The 22591-nt window shown below is 37.3% G+C and carries 7 protein-coding genes; all 7 read left to right on the forward strand.

Annotated features, from left to right (window positions below):
* Nucleotides 1–399: 399 nt before the first annotated feature.
* The 7 genes from ACP6PL_RS25350 (at nucleotide 400) to ACP6PL_RS25380 (ending at nucleotide 21962) form a co-directional block, all read left to right on the forward strand.
* Nucleotides 400–1299, forward strand: coding sequence for a TauD/TfdA dioxygenase family protein (locus ACP6PL_RS25350; RefSeq protein ID WP_426548107.1), 900 nt, complete (start codon nucleotides 400–402; stop codon nucleotides 1297–1299).
* A gap of 982 nt (nucleotides 1300–2281) precedes the next feature.
* Nucleotides 2282–2836 (forward strand): FcoT family thioesterase, encoded by a 555-nt coding sequence (locus tag ACP6PL_RS25355; RefSeq protein ID WP_426548108.1) that lies wholly within the window; start codon nucleotides 2282–2284, stop codon nucleotides 2834–2836.
* Between the two features lie 87 nt (nucleotides 2837–2923).
* Entirely contained in the window at nucleotides 2924–11149 is an 8226-nt protein-coding gene (locus tag ACP6PL_RS25360; protein WP_426548109.1) for an amino acid adenylation domain-containing protein, read from the forward strand.
* A gap of 551 nt (nucleotides 11150–11700) precedes the next feature.
* A complete protein-coding gene (locus ACP6PL_RS25365) occupies nucleotides 11701–16245 on the forward strand; it encodes an AMP-binding protein (protein ID WP_426548110.1) in 4545 nt (1514 codons plus the stop codon).
* Nucleotides 16246–16506: 261 nt separating this feature from the next.
* A complete protein-coding gene (locus ACP6PL_RS25370; RefSeq protein ID WP_426548111.1) occupies nucleotides 16507–18084 on the forward strand; it encodes a long-chain-fatty-acid--CoA ligase in 1578 nt (525 codons plus the stop codon).
* A 424-nt stretch (nucleotides 18085–18508) separates the two neighbouring features.
* On the forward strand, nucleotides 18509–19780 hold the full coding sequence (locus ACP6PL_RS25375; RefSeq protein ID WP_426548112.1) for an MFS transporter: 1272 nt from the start codon (nucleotides 18509–18511) through the stop codon (nucleotides 19778–19780).
* 358 nt (nucleotides 19781–20138) lie between these two features.
* Entirely contained in the window at nucleotides 20139–21962 is a 1824-nt protein-coding gene (locus ACP6PL_RS25380) for an ABC transporter substrate-binding protein (protein ID WP_426548113.1), read from the forward strand.
* Nucleotides 21963–22591 lie beyond the last annotated feature (629 nt).

Raw genomic sequence — 22591 nt, forward strand, 5'->3', positions numbered from 1 at the left:
CTATCAAAATTTAACAGCTAAATTACCTGTAAATTTAGATAATGCACTAATTATCGGCAATAGCGATCGCTAAACATAACTAATTTAACAACTGTTTCCAATTCCGATTGTCCTTGGTTTGATGTGCTGTCAAACTTTTAAAATCTAAAAACTTTGTTAAGTAAAGATGTTTAGGTAAGTATGAACCTTTATAATTTGTCCTAATTCATAACTGAGTCAACACTTATCAGCTAAAAATTTTAAGTTGTTACTTCCCCACTATATATATATTGAGTCGGCACTGATGGGCTTTCTATACGTGGATCATTCTCTTTAGTATTCCCCATAATGCGCTGACGATAGCTGAGTGCTATTTCAAATTCACTCCTGCTTTCAAAATAAATCAAGGGCAAAAAATAAATGAAAGTTAATAAACCATCTTCAGAATCAATTGGAGCAGAAGTTCTAGAGCTAGATATTACTTCAGTAGCTCCATCAGAGATCCGAAGCATTAAACAACTCGTCTACGAACATAAATTAGTTATCTTTAGAAACCAAAATATCGGCACTCAGGAATATTTAGAATTTGCCAAAAAATTAGGTACACCACAAATCTATCCTCAAGATAATTATCATCATCCAGATCACCCAGAAATATTTGTATCGTCTAATGTTCTCAAAGACGGAAAGAAATTTGGGGTTCGTGGAACTGGTAAATACTGGCATACTGACTGTGCTTTTTTAGAGGAACCTCTACCTTTAACGATGCTCCATCCACAAATTATCCCTAATTCAATTCGAGAAACTTACTATATAGATATGCAGCAGGTTTATCAAAAATTACCTGCTCATTTAAAAAGTTATGTTGAGGGAAACTATTTGATACATGAAGCAAAATGGCGTTATAAGGTGCAAGAGTGGGACATTGATAAAGCACTTATAGATATTTTCCATGAGATACAGGATAGATTTCCGGCAGTCCAACATCCTGGTGTCATTACTCATCCCCTGACTCAGAAAAAAATCTTGTACATGAGTTCGGGTTTTACCACTCGTATTGTAGGTTTAGATTACGAAATAAACAAAAAAGTTTTGCGGGAGTTATTTGCGTTTATTGAACGTGAAGAGCATATATATACTCATAAATGGCAGGATGGGGATATTATTTTATGGGAAAACAGAACTATAAATCATAAAGCATCAGCAGTTCCTGAAGGTGAGAAAAGTGTAAGCTATCGTATTGGTATTTATGATAACTTACCATTTTATGTCTCTTCTAAAGCAGTGGAAGAACACTCAAAAATACTTACTAAAATTTAGTGTTTAGTAGCTGGTAGTCAATAGAAATCTGTAGAAAAGAGGGAGTAATGAGTAATGAGTAATGAGTAATGAGTAATGAGTAGACGTCTCCAAAAATAAAAAATAAAATCAATTCTTATCCAGAAATTATCAATTATTCTTCTCTGTTCCCAGTTCCCAGTTCCCAGTTCCCTCTTTTCTGGAGATGTCTAGTAATGAGTAGGGAGTAGGTAGGAACGTTGCATAACAAAAATGCGTTTTCATATAGGGAATGCTTTCCTGACGGAATGCTCCGCAAACGCTTTCCATGTCGCTCCGCGTTAACGTTTGCGAAGCATGACAAACGGTAAAATTGTGCGCCAGCTAAACGTCCGTACAGAGTAGGGGGAAATAATTGAGGGTTTATACTTGAGAATTGATTTGATTTTGAATTTTTGGAGATGTCTAATAGTTTGATAGTAGGAAACAGGGAATAGTTGGAAAAACATTTCCTGGTCTAAAATTAATTCATCATCAGTCTATTTCCTCAGCAATTTTTTCTTAGCAATATTCTTGCCTATTTTCTCTGTGCGCTGTTCTTTATTCCCTTAGTTTTTAAGTATGTATTCAGCTCTCAGCTATTAGCTTAACGCATACAAGAATTAAAGTTGCAGTATGGAAAAATCTGCTTAATTAGGGTTGAAAGTACATCTTAAAGACCTTAAATATTCAGGGAAAATGTTATTAATACCTTGAGAAAAAATCAGATTGACCATTTTTTGAATTCAAAATTAAAAATGCAAAATGCGTGCATTAGGAAAAGATAATTTTGAATTGATTAATTTTCCAAACCCCCACCATAATCTTTAATTTTCTGGTCTTCAATTAGTCACGCTTACTTGCCCAGACTAATTGTCTTTGAATTGTGAATTTAGAATTTTTATTGCTGCAAATATCTAAATATTTACCTTGTTTCAAGGAGAAAGTAATAATTTTTTTTAGCAGTTAAATTTACTATTTGCTTATGTACATTTACAAAGAAAATATAGAAACAGATCGTGTGAATCAAGATTTACTACAGACTATTCTTGAACCTTACAAAGAAGAATGTAGATATCTCAAAAATGCTGAATTTAATTTTCCAGAATCTATAAATTTCCCAGAAAAATTAAAAAATAATGACCGAGTAATATGGTATCTCCAAGGGGATTTTGCGATTCCAGAATCATGTTATATTGATGATACCGGACATTTTAATTCAGTAGAGTTTAATATTTGCTACAATCAATTGTTTTATGTTCTGATTGGTTACTTAGTGAAGCATAAATTATGGGATGTAATGGGAAATTGGGATTGGGAAACTTATAAGCATTATCAGCTTAGTAACTTCCTAATTGTCAAATTTGCTAGTAAATTTAAAAAGCCAATTAATTCGGATAAGTTTCATGGGACTTTATCAATTAATAAATACTCTGCTCGCAAGAACTTAATTATCTTGAAGACTTCCTGTAGTTTTGATGATGAAAATGAAGGTTGGTCTGAGGGTGATGTCACCATCGCTGTATTAAATAATGTTTAGTCTCAAAATACTGAGAATAAGACTCACGAAAAGGTTGCTTTTTTAACACATTAGATATAGGATTATTTTTCTAAAATGTATTCTTCCATGAACTCTAAATTGGCTGGTTATGAAACAGTAAAAGAAAGAAAAAAATATAAAAATAAGGGGTATGATTCCCTCGAAGGATGGAAAAAGATAAGCGAAGATAAATTTCAAGATTCTTTAGTTGCTTATCTTCAGGAGCAAATTGCTAAATTTATCGGCATAACTGCATCTGAATTAGACGGTCAACAGTCTCTCCAGTATTTAGGAATTGACTCCCTAATAGCTGTTAAGTTGAGAAATAGATTGAGAAAAGATTTGAGGGTTAAGATACCTGCAGTTAAGTTCATGGAAGATATTACTATTGTTAGTTTGGCAACGCTAGTTGGTCAACAGATAGATCGCGCTGCTAAATCTCCCGATGAACTTAATACACCTAAGTTGGAGGAACGGAAGCAGGAAGTTCTGGTTTCTCAATACTATCCTCTTACTTATGGTCAGCAGGGTATCTGGTTTATGTATAAACTAGCACCAAAAAGTGCTGCTTATAATATTGCTTTTACCGCTCGTATTCGTTCTGAGTTGAATGTGAGTGCTTTGCAAAAAGCTTTGGAAACTTTAATACTTCGCCATCCATCATTGCGGACTACTTTTGGTCAAGGAGATGAGCAACCTTTTCAAGAAGTTCATCAACATCAAGATATAAGTTTGGAGAAAATTGATGCTTCAACTTGGAGTTGGGATGAATTGACAGAGAAAGCGATCGCTGCATATCGCCGTCCTTTTGATTTAGAGCAAGGACCTTTATTGAGGGTAAATTTATTTACTCGTTCTGCACAAGATTATGTATTTTTACTAACGATACATCATATTGTTGTCGATGGTTTTTCGTTTGGTATTTTGCTAAGTGAATTGCGGGAACTATATCAAGCGGAAAATAGGGGTAAAGCAATTTCTCTAGCTCCGATTAAAAATCAATATAGAGATTTTGTAGAGTGGCAGCAGGAAATGTTGACGTCTCCTACAGGAGAGAAACTCTGGCAATATTGGCAGCAACAACTAGCGGGTGAGTTGCCAGTATTGGAGTTGCCCACAGACAAACCTAGACCATCTATTCCCAGTTATCGGGGAACTTCTTATACTTTTGAACTGAGTCAGGAGTTAGTTGCTAAGGTTAGGGAAGTTGCGAAGGTTGAGGGAGCAACTCTTTATATGACTTTGCTGACTGTTTTTCAAATATTGTTGCACCGCTACACCAGTCAGGAAGATATTATTGTTGGTTCCCCCACTGAGGGGAGAAGTCAGTCGGAATTTACCGATACTGTGGGATTTTTTGTGAATATGTTGGCACTGCGAGTAAATCTTGCTGGAAATCCTACGTTTTCGGAGTTATTATCTCAAGTGCGTCAGACTGTATTAGGTGCTCTTGCACATCAAGATTATCCTTCTCCTCTATTAATTGAGAAATTGCAGGTAAACCGGGATGCTAGTTTGACTGGTCTTTTTCGAGTTTCGTTTAACCTGTTGCAGTTGCAGGAAATGGGAGCGGAGTATGAGTTGTCGGTGTCTGAGAAGGCAAAAGCAAAAGAAGATTGGGGAGGGTTATGTTTAGAACCTTTTGTAATTTCACAGCAAGAAGGGCAAAACGATCTGGTCTTTGATGTCATGGAGACAGAGGAATCTTTAATTGGGATTTTCAGGTACAATACAGATTTATTTGGGGAAGCAAGAATTAGTCGGATGGCCGAACATTTCCAGACTTTGCTAGAAGCGATCGCTACGGATAGAGAGCAACGAATATCTTTATTACCGATGCTTACGGAAACTGAAAGTAAGCGTTTGTTATGGGAGTGGAATCAGACTCAGGTAGATTATGTTGGGGATAAGTGTATTCATCAGTTGTTTGAAAAACGGGTGGAGATTAGTCCGGAAGCAGTAGCTGTAGTTTTTGAAGGCGAACAACTGACATATCAAGAGTTAAATATTAGAGCTAATCAATTAGCACATTATTTGCAAGGGTTAGGGATCAGACCAGAATTGCCAGTAGGAATTTGTGTCGATCGCTCTCTGGAAATGGTTATTGGATTACTGGGGGTTCTGAAAGCGGGTGGTGCTTATGTGGCGTTAGATCCAGCGTATCCTCAAGAGCGTTTGAGTTTCATGGTTTCAGATGCACAAGTTTCTGTATTGTTGACTCAGGAAAAGTTAGTGGAAGATTTGCCAAATTTGAAGGCAAATATCGTTTTATTGGATAAAGACTGGGAAGTTATTGCTCAAGAGAAAGAAATAAATCTGAACTGTAGCGTTACACCGGATAATTTAGCTTATGTTGTATATACATCTGGATCTACAGGTAAATCTAAGGGAGTAGCGATCGCTCATGGCAGTTTGGTTAATGCTTATTATGGTTGGGAAAATGCTTATCAACTTGAGTCTTTGAATAGTCATTTACAAATGGCGAGTTTCTCTTTTGATGTGTTTTCGGGAGATTTAATTCGCGCTCTGGGTTCGGGTGCAAAATTAGTGTTGTGTCCGCGAGAGTACCTTTTGCAACCAGAAAAGTTATATCAACTGATGTTGCAAGAGGGAGTTGATAGTGCGGAGTTTGTTCCGGTTGTTTTGAGAAATTTGATTCAGTATTTGGAGAAGACTCAGCAAAATCTCCAGTTTATGAAATTGTTGGTAGTAGGTTCGGATAGTTTTTATTTAAGAGAATATCAAAAGTTTCAGCGTTACTGTGGTGCAAATACTCGCTTGATTAATTCTTATGGGGTTAGTGAAGCGACGGTAGATAGTACATATTTTGAGTTGGGGAATGGGGAAGTGGAGGTGGATAGCGATCGCTTGACTCCCATTGGACGACCTTTTGCTAATGTACAAACTTATATATTAGATAGGGAGTTGCAACCTGTACCTGTTGGTATTGTTGGCGAGCTGCATATTGGAGGGATGGGTCTTGCTAGGGGTTATGTCAATCTTCCGGAGTTGAGTGCGGAAAAATTTGTTATGTGGGAGGAATTAGAATTCAAAAGTCAAAAGTCAAAAGTCAAAAGTAAGAAATTAGAAGGAAAAGGGAAGAGGTTATATAAAACAGGAGACTTAGCTCGATATTTGCCTGATGGTAATGAGGAATTAGAATTCAAAAGTCAAAAGTCAAAAGTCAAAAGTAAGAAATTAGAAGGAAAAGGGAAGAAGTTATATAAAACAGGAGATTTTGCACGATATTTGCCTGATGGTAATATTGAATTTATCGGTCGCATCGATAATCAAGTCAAGATTCGTGGGTTCCGGATAGAAGTTGGAGAAGTTGAAGCGGTTTTGAGTACCCATCCTCAAGTTCGGGAAGTAGTAGTAATTGTTCGAGAAGAGGAAGTTGATAATAGATATCTTGCAGCTTATATTGTGGCGGTAGATAACTCTCTCAAACAAAGCGACTTGCGTAATTTCTTGAAACAGAAACTACCTGAGTATATGATACCGTCTGCTTGGGTAATGCTAGAGACTCTACCTTTATCTCCCAATGGTAAAATTGACCGTCGCGCTTTACCAATACCAGATCGAAATCAAAATAGACAGATAGAATTTGTAGCGCCTCGAAATTCTAGAGAGGAAGCGATCGCTAAAATTATGGCGACGGTTTTGAAATTGGAAAAGGTAGGTATCCACGATAATTTCTTTGAATTGGGAGGTCACTCTCTACTCGCTACTCAGGTTATTTCTCAATTGCAGCAAACTTTTAATGTCAGTTTCCCGCTACGGAGTTTGTTAGAATTTCCGACAGTCGCAGGTATTGGGGAAACTTTATCAGAATTAACTCCAGAATATCTCGAACCACTGCCTCAAATTTCACCTGCACCACAGGAACGCTATCAACCTTTCCCTCTGACAGACATTCAACAAGCTTATTGGTTGGGGCGTAGTGGAGGGTTTGACCTTGGAAATGTTGCTGCTCACGGTTATTTGGAGATAGACAGTAATAACTTAGACTTGGAGCGGTTGAGTCTAGCTTGGCAAAAATTAATATCCCGTCACGATATGCTCCGAGCAGTGTTTTTACCTGATGGTAGGCAACAAATTCTGGAGCAAGTACCTCCATATCAGATTAAAGTATTAGACTTACAGGGAAAACCACCAGAAGTAATAAGTGCCGAATTAGAAGCAGTTCGCGATCGGATGTCTCACGAGGTGTTACCGACAGATAAATGGCCTCTATTTCGGATTCGCGCAACTCGTTTAGACCAACAAAAAACTAGACTACATCTCAGTTTTGACGCTTTAATTGCCGATGCTTTGAGTATGTTTGTAATTGGGCGAGAATGGTCTCAAATTTATGAATTCAAAAGTCAAAAGTCAAAAGTCAAAAGTAATGAATTCAAAAGTCAAAATTCAAAATTCAAAAGTGATGAAGAATTTAGAAGTCAGGAGTTAGGAGTTAAAAGCGACGATGTTGAAAATTTATTGCCTCCTTTAGAAGAAGTCAAAATTCAAAAGTCAAAATTCAAAAGTGATGACATTGAAAATTTACTGCCTCCTTTGGAAATATCATTCCGCGATTACGTTTTTACAGAATTAGCGATCCGAGAAACATCATATTACCAACGTTCTCAGGAATATTGGTTTAACCGCTTGGATAATTTACCCCCAGGTCCGGAATTACCTCTGGCGAAAAATCCTACTTCCATCACTCAACCTGAATTTAAACGTCGTAGCGCTAAACTTTCCTCAGTACAATGGCAAAAATTGAAGGAGCGGGGAAACCAAGTTAATTTGACTCCTTCTGGAATATTGCTGAGTGCTTTTGCAGAAATTCTGAGTCTGTGGAGCAAAAGTCCTAAATTTACGATAAATCTTACCCTATTTCAGCGTTTTGCTTTGCATCCTCAAGTGAATGAGTTAGTCGGAGACTTTACTTCCCTGACACTTTTGGAAGTAGACAACTCGCTCCCTAATTCATTTACTACCCGCGCTCAAAATTTACAACAGCAATTGTGGCAAGATGTAGAACATGGGTATATCAGCGGTTTACAAGTACAGCGGGAACTCAGTCGCAGACGGGAGAGCTATCAATTTATGCCGGTGGTTTTTACCAGCACCCTCGGCCTTGACTCACTTGCTCAAAATTCGTCAATGTTGGGCGACTTAGGAGAATTGGTTTATAGCATCAGTCAAACACCGCAGGTATGGTTAGACCATCAAATTAGAGAGCAAAATGGAACGTTAGAGTTTAACTGGGATGCAGTGGAAGATTTATTTCCAGAAGGTCTTTTAGATGATATGTTTGCTGCTTATTGTAATTTGCTGGAGCAGTTAGCAACTTCTGATTTAGCTTGGCTGGAAATTGAGCGATCGCTCTTACCAGAAGCTCAAGTGCAACTACGGGAGAAAATTAATAATCATAAAATTGTAGAAGTAGGCGATCGTAAGTTGCAGGATTTATTTATCGAACAGGTAAAGCTACAGGGAGAGTCCCTAGCAGTAATTACTCCAGAGTACAAGTTTACATATCTAGAGTTATATCAAAGAGCGAGTCAATTAGCAAATCGACTACTAGAGTCAGGAGCAAAAGTCAACAACCTAGTTGGGGTTGTCATGGAAAAAGGATGGGAGCAGGTTGTTGCAGTATTAGGAATTTTAATGTCGGGAGCTGCTTATCTACCTATTGATCCTGGTTTACCCCAAGAGCGACAGTGGTATTTGCTCGAACAAGGGAAAGTCAAATCAATTGTTACCCAGTCTCACTTGAAGAGTCGGTTATCTTGGCCGTCAAATATTGAGTGTTTCTGTGTGGAACTTGAGGAAGAGTTAGAAAAAAGTCAAGAACAGACGCGGAGACGCACAGAAGGGGAAACGCGGAGACACCGATATGGTGGGAGCGTCAAGAACAGACGCGGAGATGCGGAGAAGGGGAGACACGGAGACACCGATATGGTGGGAGCGTCAAGAACAGACGCGGACGCTCCGGTTGAGAAAGATCACGCTCCGCGTCCCTGTCTCCCCGCGTCTCCGCGTCATCTGGTTGAGCTTACTTGGGAATCAGTGCAAACAGCGGAAGATTTAGCTTATGTAATTTATACATCTGGTTCCACAGGCAAACCGAAAGGAGTCGCAATTAATCATCGGGGTGCGGTTAATACTATCCTCGACATTAATCAACGTTTTGCTGTTAGCGCATCTGACCGAGTATTAGCTCTGTCTGCTTTAAACTTTGACTTATCGGTTTACGATATCTTTGGTATTCTCGCAGCAGGAGGAACAATTGTTATTCCGAATCACGAATTACTCAAAGATCCTGCTCATTGGTTAGATTTAATTGTTACTACAAAAGTAACTTTGTGGAATTCTGTACCTGCTCTGATGCAAATGTTGGTGGAATATTTATCTACTCAACCAACTACAACACTCCCTTCTCTGCGTTTAGCTTTGTTGAGTGGAGACTGGTTGCCGTTAAATTTACCCGAAAAAATTCAATCTCTTTCCACCTCCCCATTCCCCTCCTGGGAGGGGTTAGGGGTGGGTTCCCACACTTCCCAAGTCCAGGTAGTTAGTCTGGGGGGAGCAACGGAAGCATCTATTTGGTCAATTTATTATCCCATTGAGAAAATTGATTCAGATTGGAAAAGTATTCCCTATGGCAAACCCCTTTCTAACCAACAGTTTTATGTTTTCAATCAATTGATGGAAGCAACTCCAGTCTGGGTGACGGGAGAACTTTATATTGGAGGAGAAGGGTTGGCATTAGGTTATTGGGAAGATACAGAAAAAACTGAAGCAAGTTTTATTACTCATCCAGTCACAAAAGAGCGGTTGTATAAAACAGGAGACTTAGGGAGATATTTACCAGACGGAAATATAGAATTTTTGGGAAGGGAAGATTTCCAGGTAAAAATTAACGGCCATCGCATAGAGTTAGGAGAAATAGAAGCAGCATTGCAACAGCATCCCAGTATCAAGGAAGCAGTTGTTAGTGCTGTCGGGGAAGAGCAACAGAAAAAGCAGTTAGTAGGGTATGTCGTTTTTGACCAAGAATTGCTATCTGCTCAAAATGCGGCAGAAGCATATCAACCAAGTCAACAGGAAGGAGTGCTAACCGATCCGATAGAGCGGATGGAATTTAAACTCAAGCAACCAGGGGTGGAACAATTAGAATCTTCTGTTACGAGCGTCGAATTACCCGCGACTGAGTTAGATGACAATTTGATGCAGAGATATTTGGAGCGTCAGAGTTATCGGCAATTTTTATCTGAAGCGCTTTCTCTGAAACAGTTGAGCGAATTTTTAAGTTGTCTGCGACAGATGGAGTTGGAGGGTTATCCTCTACCAAAATATCGTTATCCTTCAGCGGGTAATCTCTATCCAGTTCAGACCTACTTGTTTATTAAACCTAACCGAGTTGCAGGTTTAGAGGGAGGTTTATATTATTATCATCCAGCAAAACATCGTTTGATATTAATAAATAGCACTAACGAAATAGAAGGTAAAATCTATGGTGGGAATAAACCAATTTTTGCACAGTCCGCTTTTTCCATATTTTTGATTGGGAAATTAGAAGCGATCGCTCCGATATATGGAGAGTTAGCTAAGGATTTCTGTTTGCTGGAAGCAGGTCATATCGGTCAGTTATTGATGAGTAGCGCACCGAAGCAAGAAATTGGTTTGTGTCCTATTGGTTATCTTGAGTTTGCAGAATTACAAGATTTATTAAAGTTGGGGTCGAGTCAAGTTTTGCTTTATAGTTTTGTGGGTGGAAAAATAGATTTAGCTCAGACTAAGGAGTGGTTGAAGACATCGGTAGTTGGCAGTCAGAATCAAAATTCTCAATCTATTTTTGTGCAAATGCGGGAGTATTTACAACAGAAATTGCCTAAGTACATGATGCCTTCAGAATATATCGTTTTGGATGGTTTACCTTTAACTGCTAATGGCAAGGTAGATCGTAAGATGTTGCCTGCTCCTAATTTAGCTGGGAATTTAGGTGAAGTTTTGATGCCTCCAAAAAGTGAAATGGAGCAGACTTTAGTTGGTATCGTGCAAAAACTTCTACAAACAGAAGCGGTAGGAGTCGAAAATAATTTCTTTCAATTGGGAATGGATTCACTAAAATTAGTGCAATTGAGAAATGAATTACAAACCGAACTTGGAGTTAAGATTTCTATGAAGCAATTGTTGACGGAAGCGACTAATATCGCTGAATTAGCTGTAGTTGTGGAGGAACAGTTAACCTTAGAAAAAATTAAGTCATCCGACTTATCTACTGAAGATAGCGAAGAGCGAGAAATTATTGAGTTGTAGCTATAAGAATTAGGAGTCAGGAGTCAGAAGTCAGGAGTCAGGAGGGAAGAGAATTTAGAATTTAAGAATTAAGCAAAACTTGTAGGGTGTGTTAGACGGCTTAAATTTAGACTCTGAAAAGGATTCATAAATCCGTCGTAACGCACCATTTTAGATATATCAGTCCAGCAGTGCAAAACTGGTAGGGTGTGTTAGACGGCTTAAATTTAGACTCTGAAAAGGATTCACAAATCCGTCGTAACGCACCATTTTAGATATGTCAGTCCAGCAGTGCAAAACTGGTAGGGTGTGTTAGACGGCTTAAATTTAGACTCTGAAAAGGATTCACGAATCCGTCGTAACGCACCATTTTAGATATATCAGTCCACTAGTAGGGAATAGGGAACAGTAGGAAAAACATTGCCTAGTCTAAGATTTATTATCTGTTTCCGTTGCTGAAATTTATAACTTACGCAACAAATCTATATATATGGTGCGTTACGCTGCGCTAACACACCCTACCAGTAGCTGACTTTTAACTTTTGACTTAAATTATTACTTTTAACTTTTATATGAAAAGAAATGAACTTTTAAATCAACTTGACAAACTAGGTGTAAAATTATCTGTTAAAAATGAGCAATTAATTATTAATGCGCCCAAAGGAGTTTTAACACCGGAGTTACGTCAATCTCTAAAGGAATACAAACAAGAAATTATTACTTTGCTGCGCGAAACACAGACAGATACTCCTTCTGTGGAAGCGATCGCCCCTGACTCAACTAACAAATACGAACCTTTTCCTTTGACTGATATTCAGAAAGCTTACTGGATCGGACGTAGTGGTATATTTGAGTTGGGCAATGTGGCAATTAATGGTTATGTTGAATTTGAAACTAATGATATAGATATTTCTAGACTAACAGCAGCATGGCAGAAATTAATCGATCGCCACGATATGCTCAGAGCGATCGTCCTCCCTACAGGGGAACAAAAAATTTTAGAGCAAGTGCCTCGTTATGAAATTGCTCAATTAGATTTGCGAGGATTAGAAACCGAAGAAATAGATACTAAATTAACAGCTATTCGCCGAGAATTATCTCATCAAATATTACCATCAGACCGATGGCCTTTATTTGATATTAGAGCTACTTATTTAGATAATAAAATCGTGCGTCTCCACATTAATTTAGATTTATTAATGATGGATGCTGCGAGTATACAAATTCTGTTTCAAGAATGGAATCAAGTATATAATAATCCTGAAGTTAAATTACCTCCGCTGACCTTATCATTTCGAGATTATGTAATTAATAAAAATGCTTTAAAATCTCCAGAATCAATCGAGCGATCGCGCAATTACTGGTTTAATCGTTTAGACAGTTTACCTCCTGCACCAGAATTACCTTTAGCTTTTTTTACCGGTCAATTAAAAAAATATAGATTTAAACGTTATCGCGGTCAACTTAAACCTGAAATTTGGCGCAAACTCAAACAAAATGGTGAAAAAATTAGTTTAACACCTTCGATGATTTTATTAACTGCTTTTGCTGAAGTTTTAACATTCTGGAGTAAAAATCCTTATTTTACACTCAATCTTACTGTCTTTGAGCGTTTATCTCTCCACCCAGAAGTAAATCAAATTGTCGGAGATTTTACCAATACAATTATTTTACCCATAGATAATTCTACTCTAGATACTATTACTAATCGTGCCAAAAAAATCAAGAAACAATTATTACAAGACTTAGACCATATTCAGATTAGTGGAATAGAAGTTTTACAGGAATTAACTCGTCGTAGTAATGCCGGACTAACTGCACTAATGCCAATAGTTTTTACCAGTATTTTAGGGTTAAATTCTAGGGATGAAAAAGATTTAAAAGCAAATTTTTTAGGAGAAGAAGTCTATAGTGTTAGTCAAACTCCTCAAGTATGGTTAGACCATCAAGTTACCGAACAAAACGGGGGGTTATTATTTAATTGGGATGTGGTAGAAGAACTTTTCCCAGAAGGTTTAATAGAAGATATGTTTAGAGCTTACTGCGAGCTGCTCGATCGCCTGGCAATTTCTGATTCAGCTTGGGTTGAGACAAACCGTAAACTTTTACCTCCCGCTCAGTTACAGCAGCGAATAGAAATTAATAAGACTAGCACTATAGTTTCTCAACAAACTTTGCATGGTTTATTTATTGAACAGGCAAAAGTGCAACCTGAATCTTTAGCTGTTATTGCTCCTAACTATAAGTTGACTTATCAAGAATTATATCGACGAGCAACCCAGTTAGCAGATAAATTGTGGAAATTGGGAGCAACTGCGAATAAATTGATAGCTGTTGTCATGGAGAAAGGATGGGAACAAACTGTTGCCGTACTAGGAATATTAATGTCAGGAGCAGCATATCTACCGATCGATCCAAATCAACCCCAGGAGCGACAATGGTATTTGCTCAAACAAGCAGAAGTAAATTTAGTTGTTACTCAACCTCACCTAGTGACTAACCTTTCTTTCCCAGAAGGAATAAAACTTTTAACTATTGATCAAAGAAAGGCAGAAGGCAGAGGGCAGGAGGCAGGAGGGATTTATCCCGATGCCGTTCGCGTAGCGTCTCCGCAGGAGATAGGCACGAGCATTCTGGGGACCAAAGGGAGCAGGGGTTTCAAACCCCCACTGAACTCCCGTTCAGTAGCTCCCGTTCAGTCGGGGATTTATACCCCGACTGAACCGAACCTTCTGCCTTCTGCCTCCTGCCTTCTGCCTTCTCAAGAGAACTTAGAAGAGTTGCAAGAAGGGTATGTAGGCGATCGCTCCACTAACCAAGATTTAGCTTATGTAATTTATACATCTGGTTCCACAGGTAAACCGAAAGGAGTGGCAATTAATCACCGGGGTGCGGTTAATACCATTCTCGACATTAATCAACGTTTTGCTGTTAGCGCATCTGACCGAATATTAGCTCTGTCTGCTTTAAACTTTGACTTATCGGTTTACGATATCTTTGGTATTCTCGCTGCAGGAGGAACAATTGTTATTCCTCATCCTGAATCAGTCAAAGATCCTGCTCATTGGTTAGATTTAATTGTTAGCACAAAAGTAACTTTGTGGAATTCTGTACCTGCATTGATGCAAATGTTGGTGGAATATTTATCTACTAAACCAACTACAACACTAACTTCCCTGCGTTTAGCTTTGTTGAGCGGAGACTGGTTGCCGTTAAATTTACCCGAAAAAATTCAATCGCTTTCCACCTCCCCATCTCCCCACACCTCCCACCCTTCCCACACCTTCCCATCTCCCCACACCTCCCACCCTTCCCACACCTCCCCATCTTCCCACCCTTCCCACACCTCCCACACTTCCCAAGTGCAAGTAGTTAGTCTAGGAGGTGCGACGGAAGCATCTATTTGGTCAATTTATTATCCCATTGAGAAAATTGATTTACATTGGAAAAGTGTTCCCTATGGAAAACCCCTGTCTAACCAACAATTTTATGTTTTCAATCAATTGATGGCAGCAACTCCAGTCTGGGTTCCTGGAGAACTTTATATTGGAGGAGAAGGGTTAGCATTAGGTTATTGGCAAGATACAGAAAAAACTGAAGCAAGTTTTATCCAACATCCAGTCACAAAAGAGCGGTTATATAAAACAGGAGACTTGGGGAGATATTTACCAGACGGGAACATAGAATTTTTGGGAAGGGAAGATTTCCAGGTAAAAATCAACGGACATCGCATAGAGTTAGGAGAAATAGAAGCAGCGTTGAAACAGCATCCCAGTATCAAGGAAGCAGTCGTTAACGCTGTCGGGGAAGAACGAGGAAATAAGTCACTAATAGGTTACTTCATTCCAGAAACCGATAAATTCTCCGAAATCACTCAACCTGAAATTACTAATACTCAACTGCGTTCCTTTCTCAAAGAAAAATTACCAGATTACACGATCCCTTCTACCTTCGTCGAACTAGAATTTTTGCCACTAACACCCAACGGCAAAATCAACCGTAAAGCTCTTCCTATCCCGTCTCAGATAGTGCCAGAGTCAGAAAAAACTTTTGTTGCTCCTCGCAACTCAGTCGAAGAATTACTCGCAGAAACTTGGATTGAAGTTTTTAAGTTTGAACAGGTAAGCATACACGATAACTTCTTTGAATTAGGAGGATACTCATTTTTAGCACTGCAACTTACGGCAAAAATCAATCAAAAATTGAACGCCAACATATCTCTGAGCGTACTTTTCCAATATCCTACCATTGCCAAGTTAGCAGAACTAATTGCCCAAAACCCTGACGTTGTAGCTAAACCAACCTATCTAGTTCCCATTTCAATTGAAGGTACTCAACCACCGTTATTTTGCATCCATCCATCCGGGGGACAAGTAATGGTATACAAAAATCTAGCAAATTGTTTAGGAACAGATATACCAGTATACGGCATCCAATCTCGCGCTCTCAACGATCCCAACCAAGAACATCAAAGCATAGAAGATATGGCGATCGAATATACCAATATCATTCGCCAATATCAACCCAGTGGACCTTACTATCTCATGGGTTGGTCCATGGGTGGGGTACTCGCTGTCAATATTGCTCAACAATTAGAGCAGCAACAGCAAAAACTAGGTTTTGTCGGTCTTGTGGATGCCTTGTTGAGTGCAACTGCTGAACCAGATCCTCTCACAGATTTAGTTTCAGTGTTTGGCGCTACCCTCGTCAATGCTTTAACAAACCTGGAACAGATGGAATTAGAAGAATTACGAGAAGAATTAAAAATTTTGACTCCTCTTGAGCGTCTAGAGCGGATGCTAACTTGGGGACAAAAAAGAAACGTTCTCTCAGGTGATATACCTTTAGATATCTTGGAAAAACAATTAATTCTCACTGAAATGCACGACAAACTACTAAGCGCTCATCGCATACCCCAGATTCAATCCAGACTAGATGTTTGGATGGCAACGGATAGATTGGGAGTAGAAACTTCTTATACTGATTGGAGTAAATATACTACTGGTGAATGCTATACTAGAAATTTAGATGGTAGTCATTTCACCATTATTCGTCCGCCATACATTAATATTATTGCTCAGGAATTAAAAAAATGTCTGGTAGCAGTCAGTAGTTAATAAAAGTTTTGTTGATAACAAATATCTTGCTTTGGAGAATAAGATTTTACTATTAGTATTGGCAAAAACTCCAAGTTTTGTAGGGGTTTGGTGACCAAACCCCTACGAGGTATAAATTGTACCGATACTACCAGATTATATATCATAAATAGTTTCAAACTTTAGATGTAAAATAGTTTCCTGAAGTTACTGTGGTGCTAAAGTTTTTAACCTATAAAATCTGACTTTTAACTTGTGGAAAATAGTATAAGGTAATATCGAATGATACACAACGATGAAATTTTAACACTAGCCGATTTATCCTATGTACAAGCTCGTGAATTTCCTAATAATAATGCTTTAATCTTCAACGATAAAACTCTTACTTATCTAGAGTTAAATCTCCAAAGTAATCGCGTTGCTAATGCACTTTTAGCACAAGGAATTAAACCTAAATCGCGAGTCGCATTATTAGCTAAAGATTCACTCCAGAGTTATGAAATATTATTTGCTTGTGCCAAAATAAATGCTGTTTTAGTAACAATTAATTGGCGTTTAGTTGCAGCAGAAGTCAGTTATATTCTTAGAGATGCAAATGTGGAGCTTCTATTTATTGGACCGGAATTTTATGATTTGGTTCAATCTATTCAAGCAGAAGTTAACAATATTAAAACCTTTATTTCTTTAGAAAAAAATGAACTAGGTTGGATTAATTATAGTAATTGGTATCAGCAACATAGCGATGTCAAACCAGATATTACTATTAATGAAAATGATGTAGCTGTGCAAATATATACTAGCGGTACTACAGGAAAACCTAAAGGCGTTCAACTCGGACATTATAGTTTTTTTGCTATTGCTAAAGAATTTGCTAAACAGGGTGAAAATTGGATCAATTGGAACCAAAAAGATAAGAGTTTATTAGTTGTGCCTTTCTTTCATATTGGCGGTTTATGGTGGGCAATTCGTGGTTTGGTAGCTGGAGCAGAAAATATTGTGTTAGAAGCTTTCGATCCGTTTGAGGTACTAGAAGCAATTGAAAAATATCAGATCACAAAAACTTGTATGGTACCTGCAATGATTCAAGTTATCTTATCTGAACCTGAGTGCGAAGAAACGAATTTTTCATCATTAGAATATATTGTTTATGGAGGTTCCCCAATTGCAGAATTATTACTCAAAGAAGCAATGACAACATTTGAGTGTGACTTTGCACAAATTTACGGCTTGACGGAAACAGGAAATTGTGCCGTATGTTTACCTCCAGAGGTTCATACCTCTACTAATACAAAAAGACTGCAAGCAGCGGGCAAACCATTTCCAGGGGTATCAATAGGAATTTTAGATAGTCAAGGCAAAAATTTAGAACCCTTCCAAATAGGTGAAATTTGTATCAAATCTCCTGCTAATATGATAGGTTACTGGAAGTTACCCGAAGCAACAGCTAAAACTTTAGTGGATGGTTCTATCTATACTGGTGATGCAGGGTATGTTGATGCAGAAGGTTATGTTTATGTTTGCGACCGCGTTAAAGATATGATCTGTTATGCAGGAGAAAATGTCTATCCAGCAGAAATTGAAAATATCATCTATGAACATCCTGCTGTTGCTGAAGTTGCTGTAATTGGTATTCCAGATGAAGATTTTGGAGAAAATATCAAAGCTATTGTAGTTTTAAAACCAGGAATGACAGGAACTGCATTAGAGATAATCAATTTTGTCAAAGGAAAACTTGCTGATTTCAAGTTACCTAGAAGTATTGATTTTATTGAATCTTTACCAAGAACTCCTAGTGGCAAAGTACAAAAGGGTAAACTGCGGGAAAAATACTGGCAAGGTTATCAACGGCAAGTTAATTAATTTGGAGTTATATATGTTCGGTAGAACAGTTATAATTCTGCTCGTAGTTGGGCTTTAGCCCTAATACTAAGTAATGTAAGGGCTAAAAAGCCCAACTACAAACAAAAACTTTATTGTAATTAATTATCCGAACATAATATTAGAAACTGTTTGTAAACTTATAAAAACCTCTCTCCAAACCTCTCTCCTGGTAGGAGAGAGGCTTTGAAACCCCCATTCCCTGGTAGGGAAGGGGGGCAGGGGGGTTAGGTTTTTAGGATTTATCGGTTCCATGCAGCACTTCTCAAACAACTTCTTAGATAAAATCTAGTAGTATCCGTATACCAAAGAAACCCAGTTTATGATAGGTATCCAAAAGTAGTAGGAGCATCTTGCTCCTGTTGAAGAACAAATTATTGACAAGGGAAATATCTTATTTAATTTTATGGAACGATCGAATCAAAATCGAGTGTCTATTTGGGAACCCCTAAAAATACGGAACTTTTTACTATTATTTATTGGTGAAAATATTTCAGTTTTCGGAGATCAACTATACCTGGTAGCATTACCCTGGTTAACAATAGAATTAACCAACTCGGGCCTAAGTTTGGGGACAGTGCTAATGGCAGCAGCTATTCCCCGTGCTATTTTCATATTAGTCGGTGGTGCAATTAGCGATCGCATATCACCTCGGTTAGTAATGCTAGTTGCCAATATCTTGCGTACTTTACTAACAATTGTACTGACATTAATAGTCTGGAATCAAGCAACCCAACTTTGGCATCTTTACCTATTTTCCATTTGCTTTGGAACTTTAGACGGCTTTTTTATCCCGGCAGTCCAATCTATTATTCCTCGTATTGTCAAAAAAGAGCAGTTAACAGCAAGTAACGCCTTAAGTCAAGGAACTAATCAACTAATTTTATTAATCGGTCCCGCTTTAGGTGGTTTACTAATAGCAATTAGTGGTATTAAGATGGCTTTTGCGATCGATGCTGTTACTTTCATTTTTAGCATTGCCACACTTTCGTTAATGAAAGTCTCTTCTAATTTCAATATTGTTAGTAAAATCAAAGAAACTAATACTAAAAATAAAAGCTTAAGCAAAGAAATTTTAGGTCTAATTACTGGAGTTCGGGAAGGACTGAAATATGGATGGAGCAATTTAGCTCTCAGAACAATTTTGCTAGTAGTAATGGTTTATAACTTAATTTTTATAGGTCCATTAAGAATAGGTTTTGCTTCCCTCGCTCATAGTCGTTTTCTAGGTGGCGCAGTTGCTTTAGGGATAATGAACTCAGCTTGGGGTGGTGGTAATTTATTAGGAGCATTAATGCCAAGTTTACTCCGAAATCCTCTAAGAATTGGAACTTTATTGTTAATTCTTGGTGGTATACAAGGTTCGGGCTTATTTATTCTTGGTTTTGCACCAAATATAATTTTAGCTAGTCTAATAATTGTTTTACTCGGATTTTGCAGTGGATTTTTTGTTGTTACAGAAATTACTTGGATTCAAAAACAAACTCCACCTGAAATTTTAGGAAGAGTAACGAGCTTTGTAATGCTTTCTTCCTTTGGTATTGCTCCTTTTTCTTTTGCAATAGCTGGTTTATTAGTAAATCTCGATCTAACAATACTTTTTACTGTTACAGGAAGTATTATTCTATTTATGATCGCTTTGTTAGCAGTAAATCCATCTGTACGCAAGATTGAATAAAAATTAGTATTTTTCCTAATTAAAAGGACTTTAGCTCACAGGATGACAAGTAGATTGAAACTTTTATTTGATCAAGCTTTAAAAGCTCTAATTAAAAACTGCAGTTTTTTAATAAAAAATCTTAAAAATAATCTTCCATTCAGACTGTCGGCGGTTATTCAACTGCTCTAGAATAAATCATCAAAATAGGCATTGCAGAAATGCGCTGTCGAATGGGCATCTTGCCCGTTATTAATAGTTTTGTGGAATGGGCATCTTGCCCGTTCTTTATATTTTTGAATGGGCAGAATACCTACCGGAATTATATTCATTCCTAAATTTAGCAACACCGAAAAATATTACCCAGTAATATCTCAAAATGTTAGAAAGTAAAAACAAAAATCAAGAGATTCATCAGTTTACTACTTTGAGAGTAATACGCTTTTTAGTAGGGATTATATTATCTTGTTTATTAATTTTTACAAGTGGTTGTCGTCCAAAATTATTAAATTCTCAAAGTAATAATAACTCAAAATTAGTTTTAGTTAATTCTCTGCCTCCAACTACTTTTAATTTTGCTATGATCCGTTCTCTTGATGTACTTTTTGATTTTATTTATGAGGGATTAATATCAGAAAATGGTTTGACTGGTGAATTGGAACCAGCCTTAGCAGAATCTTGGATTTTTTCTGAAGATAACAAGCGAGTTATCTTTACTTTACGTTCTGAATTAAATTGGTCTGATGGAGAGCCTCTCACCACTGATGATGTTATTTTTACCTATCAAAATATTTATCTAAACCCAAAAATTCCTACAATTTTAAGAGATTTTTTAAAAATTGGTAGTAGAGGTACTTTTCCCTCTGTGAAAAAAATAGATCGGCAAAGAGTAGAATTTATTTTACCCGAACCATTTGCTCCATTTCTTAGATATATAGAAATATTAAAAATTTTACCAGCCCATGTTTTACAAGATAGTATTCTGTCAACTGATGCTGATGGTAAACCTATATTTTTATCAACCTGGAATACTAATACAGAACCACAACAAATTATTAGTAATGGTCCATTTAAACTAGAAAATTATATTCCTTCCCAAAGAATAGTATTACAAAAAAATCCTTTCTATTGGCGTTCTGATTCGGTCGGAAATTCTCTACCTTATATCGATCGAGTTATTATCCAAATTATTCCGTCAACTGACAATCAATTACTGAGGTTTCGTTCAGGGGAACTAGATAATATTCGAGTAGATCCTCAAGCATTTCAACTACTGAAAAGAGAAGAAAAACGAGGTAAATATAAGATTTATAATGCTGGCCCTGAATTAGGCTACCTATTTATTGGTTTTAATCTTAATCAAGCTGAAAATGCAGAAGGAAAACCTTTAGTAGACCCTATTAAATCTCGTTGGTTTAATAATTTAGCATTTCGTCAAGCAGTTGCCTATGCTATAAATCGTGAAGATATTAAAAATAATATTTATCGAGGTTTAGGTAAAATTAAACACTCTCCTATCGCAGTACAAAGTCCTTATTATTTATCTCCAGAAGCAGGATTAAAGGTCTATAACTACGATCCTCAAAAGGCAAAAATAATATTATTAGATAATGGTTTTAAATATAACGATGCCAATGAATTATTAGATGAAGATGGTAACCAAGTCGAATTTACAATTTTAGTAATATCTGAACAAAAAATACGTATAGATATAGCAGTTAAAGTCAAAGAATATTTAAGCAAAATTGGCATTAAAACTAATTTACAACTCCTCACTGCAAACACAGTTTTGCAAAAGCTATTATTATCTCGAGATTGGGAATGTTACCTTGGAGGTTTTAATATTCCTGGTGCAGAACTTGAGCCAAATTTACTTTCCATATTCTGGTCAAGTAACGGTTCATTTCATCAGTTTAATTTAGGTCATCAACCTGGTCAACCAGTACTCAAAAATTGGCAAGTTTCTGACTGGGAAAAACAAATAGATCGTTTGTTTATGGCAGGATATCAGACAGTAGATGAAAATAAGCGCCGGGAAATTTATGCAGAATTTCAGCAAATTGTTGCCGAACAATTACCTATATTTGTTTTAGTAAATCCTCTTTCATTCCAAGCAGTTCGCGATCGTATTAATAATTTAAAATTTTCCGCTATTGGCGGAGCTTTTTGGAATATTGATGAATTGAAGATTCAGGAAAAATAAATAGAGTTGTTGGGAAATAACTCAAGTTAGGAAAAAAACTAAAACGAAAATGATATATTTTTGTTAGTGATTTGATTATTTATGCTGCTATCAGGGATAATATCAAATCCGGTTGAATACTTATTATATGGTTGGGGGGATGGGGAGATGGGAATATGGAGACAAACCCCTAACTACTCTCCGGTGGGGAATTTAGCGAGATATTTATTAAAGTAATTGAAAAAATTATCAAGACATATCCAATAACCAGATTCTATGTGCAATTAACCGGATTTGATATAAGTTCCACGGCTACAGTTGCTGTGAACATTAATTTGTCATCAAAATTACTATGCATGATTAGGATAAATCTGGGCTTTGTTGCATGAAAGTAGCGATCTAGCTGCCGCTAGGCTCCGCCTTTTCGTATAGGGAATGGTCCGCAAACATGTCGGCGACAGGCGAAACGCAAAAACTCCCTTATAGAAACCCTAAGCGTATCTTTATAAATATGCGCGTTAGCTAGGAGTTAGGAGACAGGAGACAGGAGTTCATTAATTGATAATTGATAATGGATAATTGATAATTACAAGAAGGTTTTAACCGAGAGGATTGAATACAAGGAAATTCAAGAGCACTTTTCTCTTGGT

Source organism: Dapis purpurea BLCC-M126, assembly GCF_050015975.1.
Taxonomy (GTDB): Bacteria; Cyanobacteriota; Cyanobacteriia; order Cyanobacteriales; family Microcoleaceae; genus Trichodesmium.

Coding starts and splice junctions, on each gene's coding strand:
- ACP6PL_RS25370 (WP_426548111.1), top strand. CDS start 16,507: ATGATACACAACGATGAAATTTTAACACTAGCCGATTTATCCTATGTA.
- ACP6PL_RS25360 (WP_426548109.1), top strand. CDS start 2,924: ATGAACTCTAAATTGGCTGGTTATGAAACAGTAAAAGAAAGAAAAAAA.
- ACP6PL_RS25375 (WP_426548112.1), top strand. CDS start 18,509: ATGGAACGATCGAATCAAAATCGAGTGTCTATTTGGGAACCCCTAAAA.
- ACP6PL_RS25350 (WP_426548107.1), top strand. CDS start 400: ATGAAAGTTAATAAACCATCTTCAGAATCAATTGGAGCAGAAGTTCTA.
- ACP6PL_RS25355 (WP_426548108.1), top strand. CDS start 2,282: ATGTACATTTACAAAGAAAATATAGAAACAGATCGTGTGAATCAAGAT.
- ACP6PL_RS25365 (WP_426548110.1), top strand. CDS start 11,701: ATGAAAAGAAATGAACTTTTAAATCAACTTGACAAACTAGGTGTAAAA.
- ACP6PL_RS25380 (WP_426548113.1), top strand. CDS start 20,139: ATGTTAGAAAGTAAAAACAAAAATCAAGAGATTCATCAGTTTACTACT.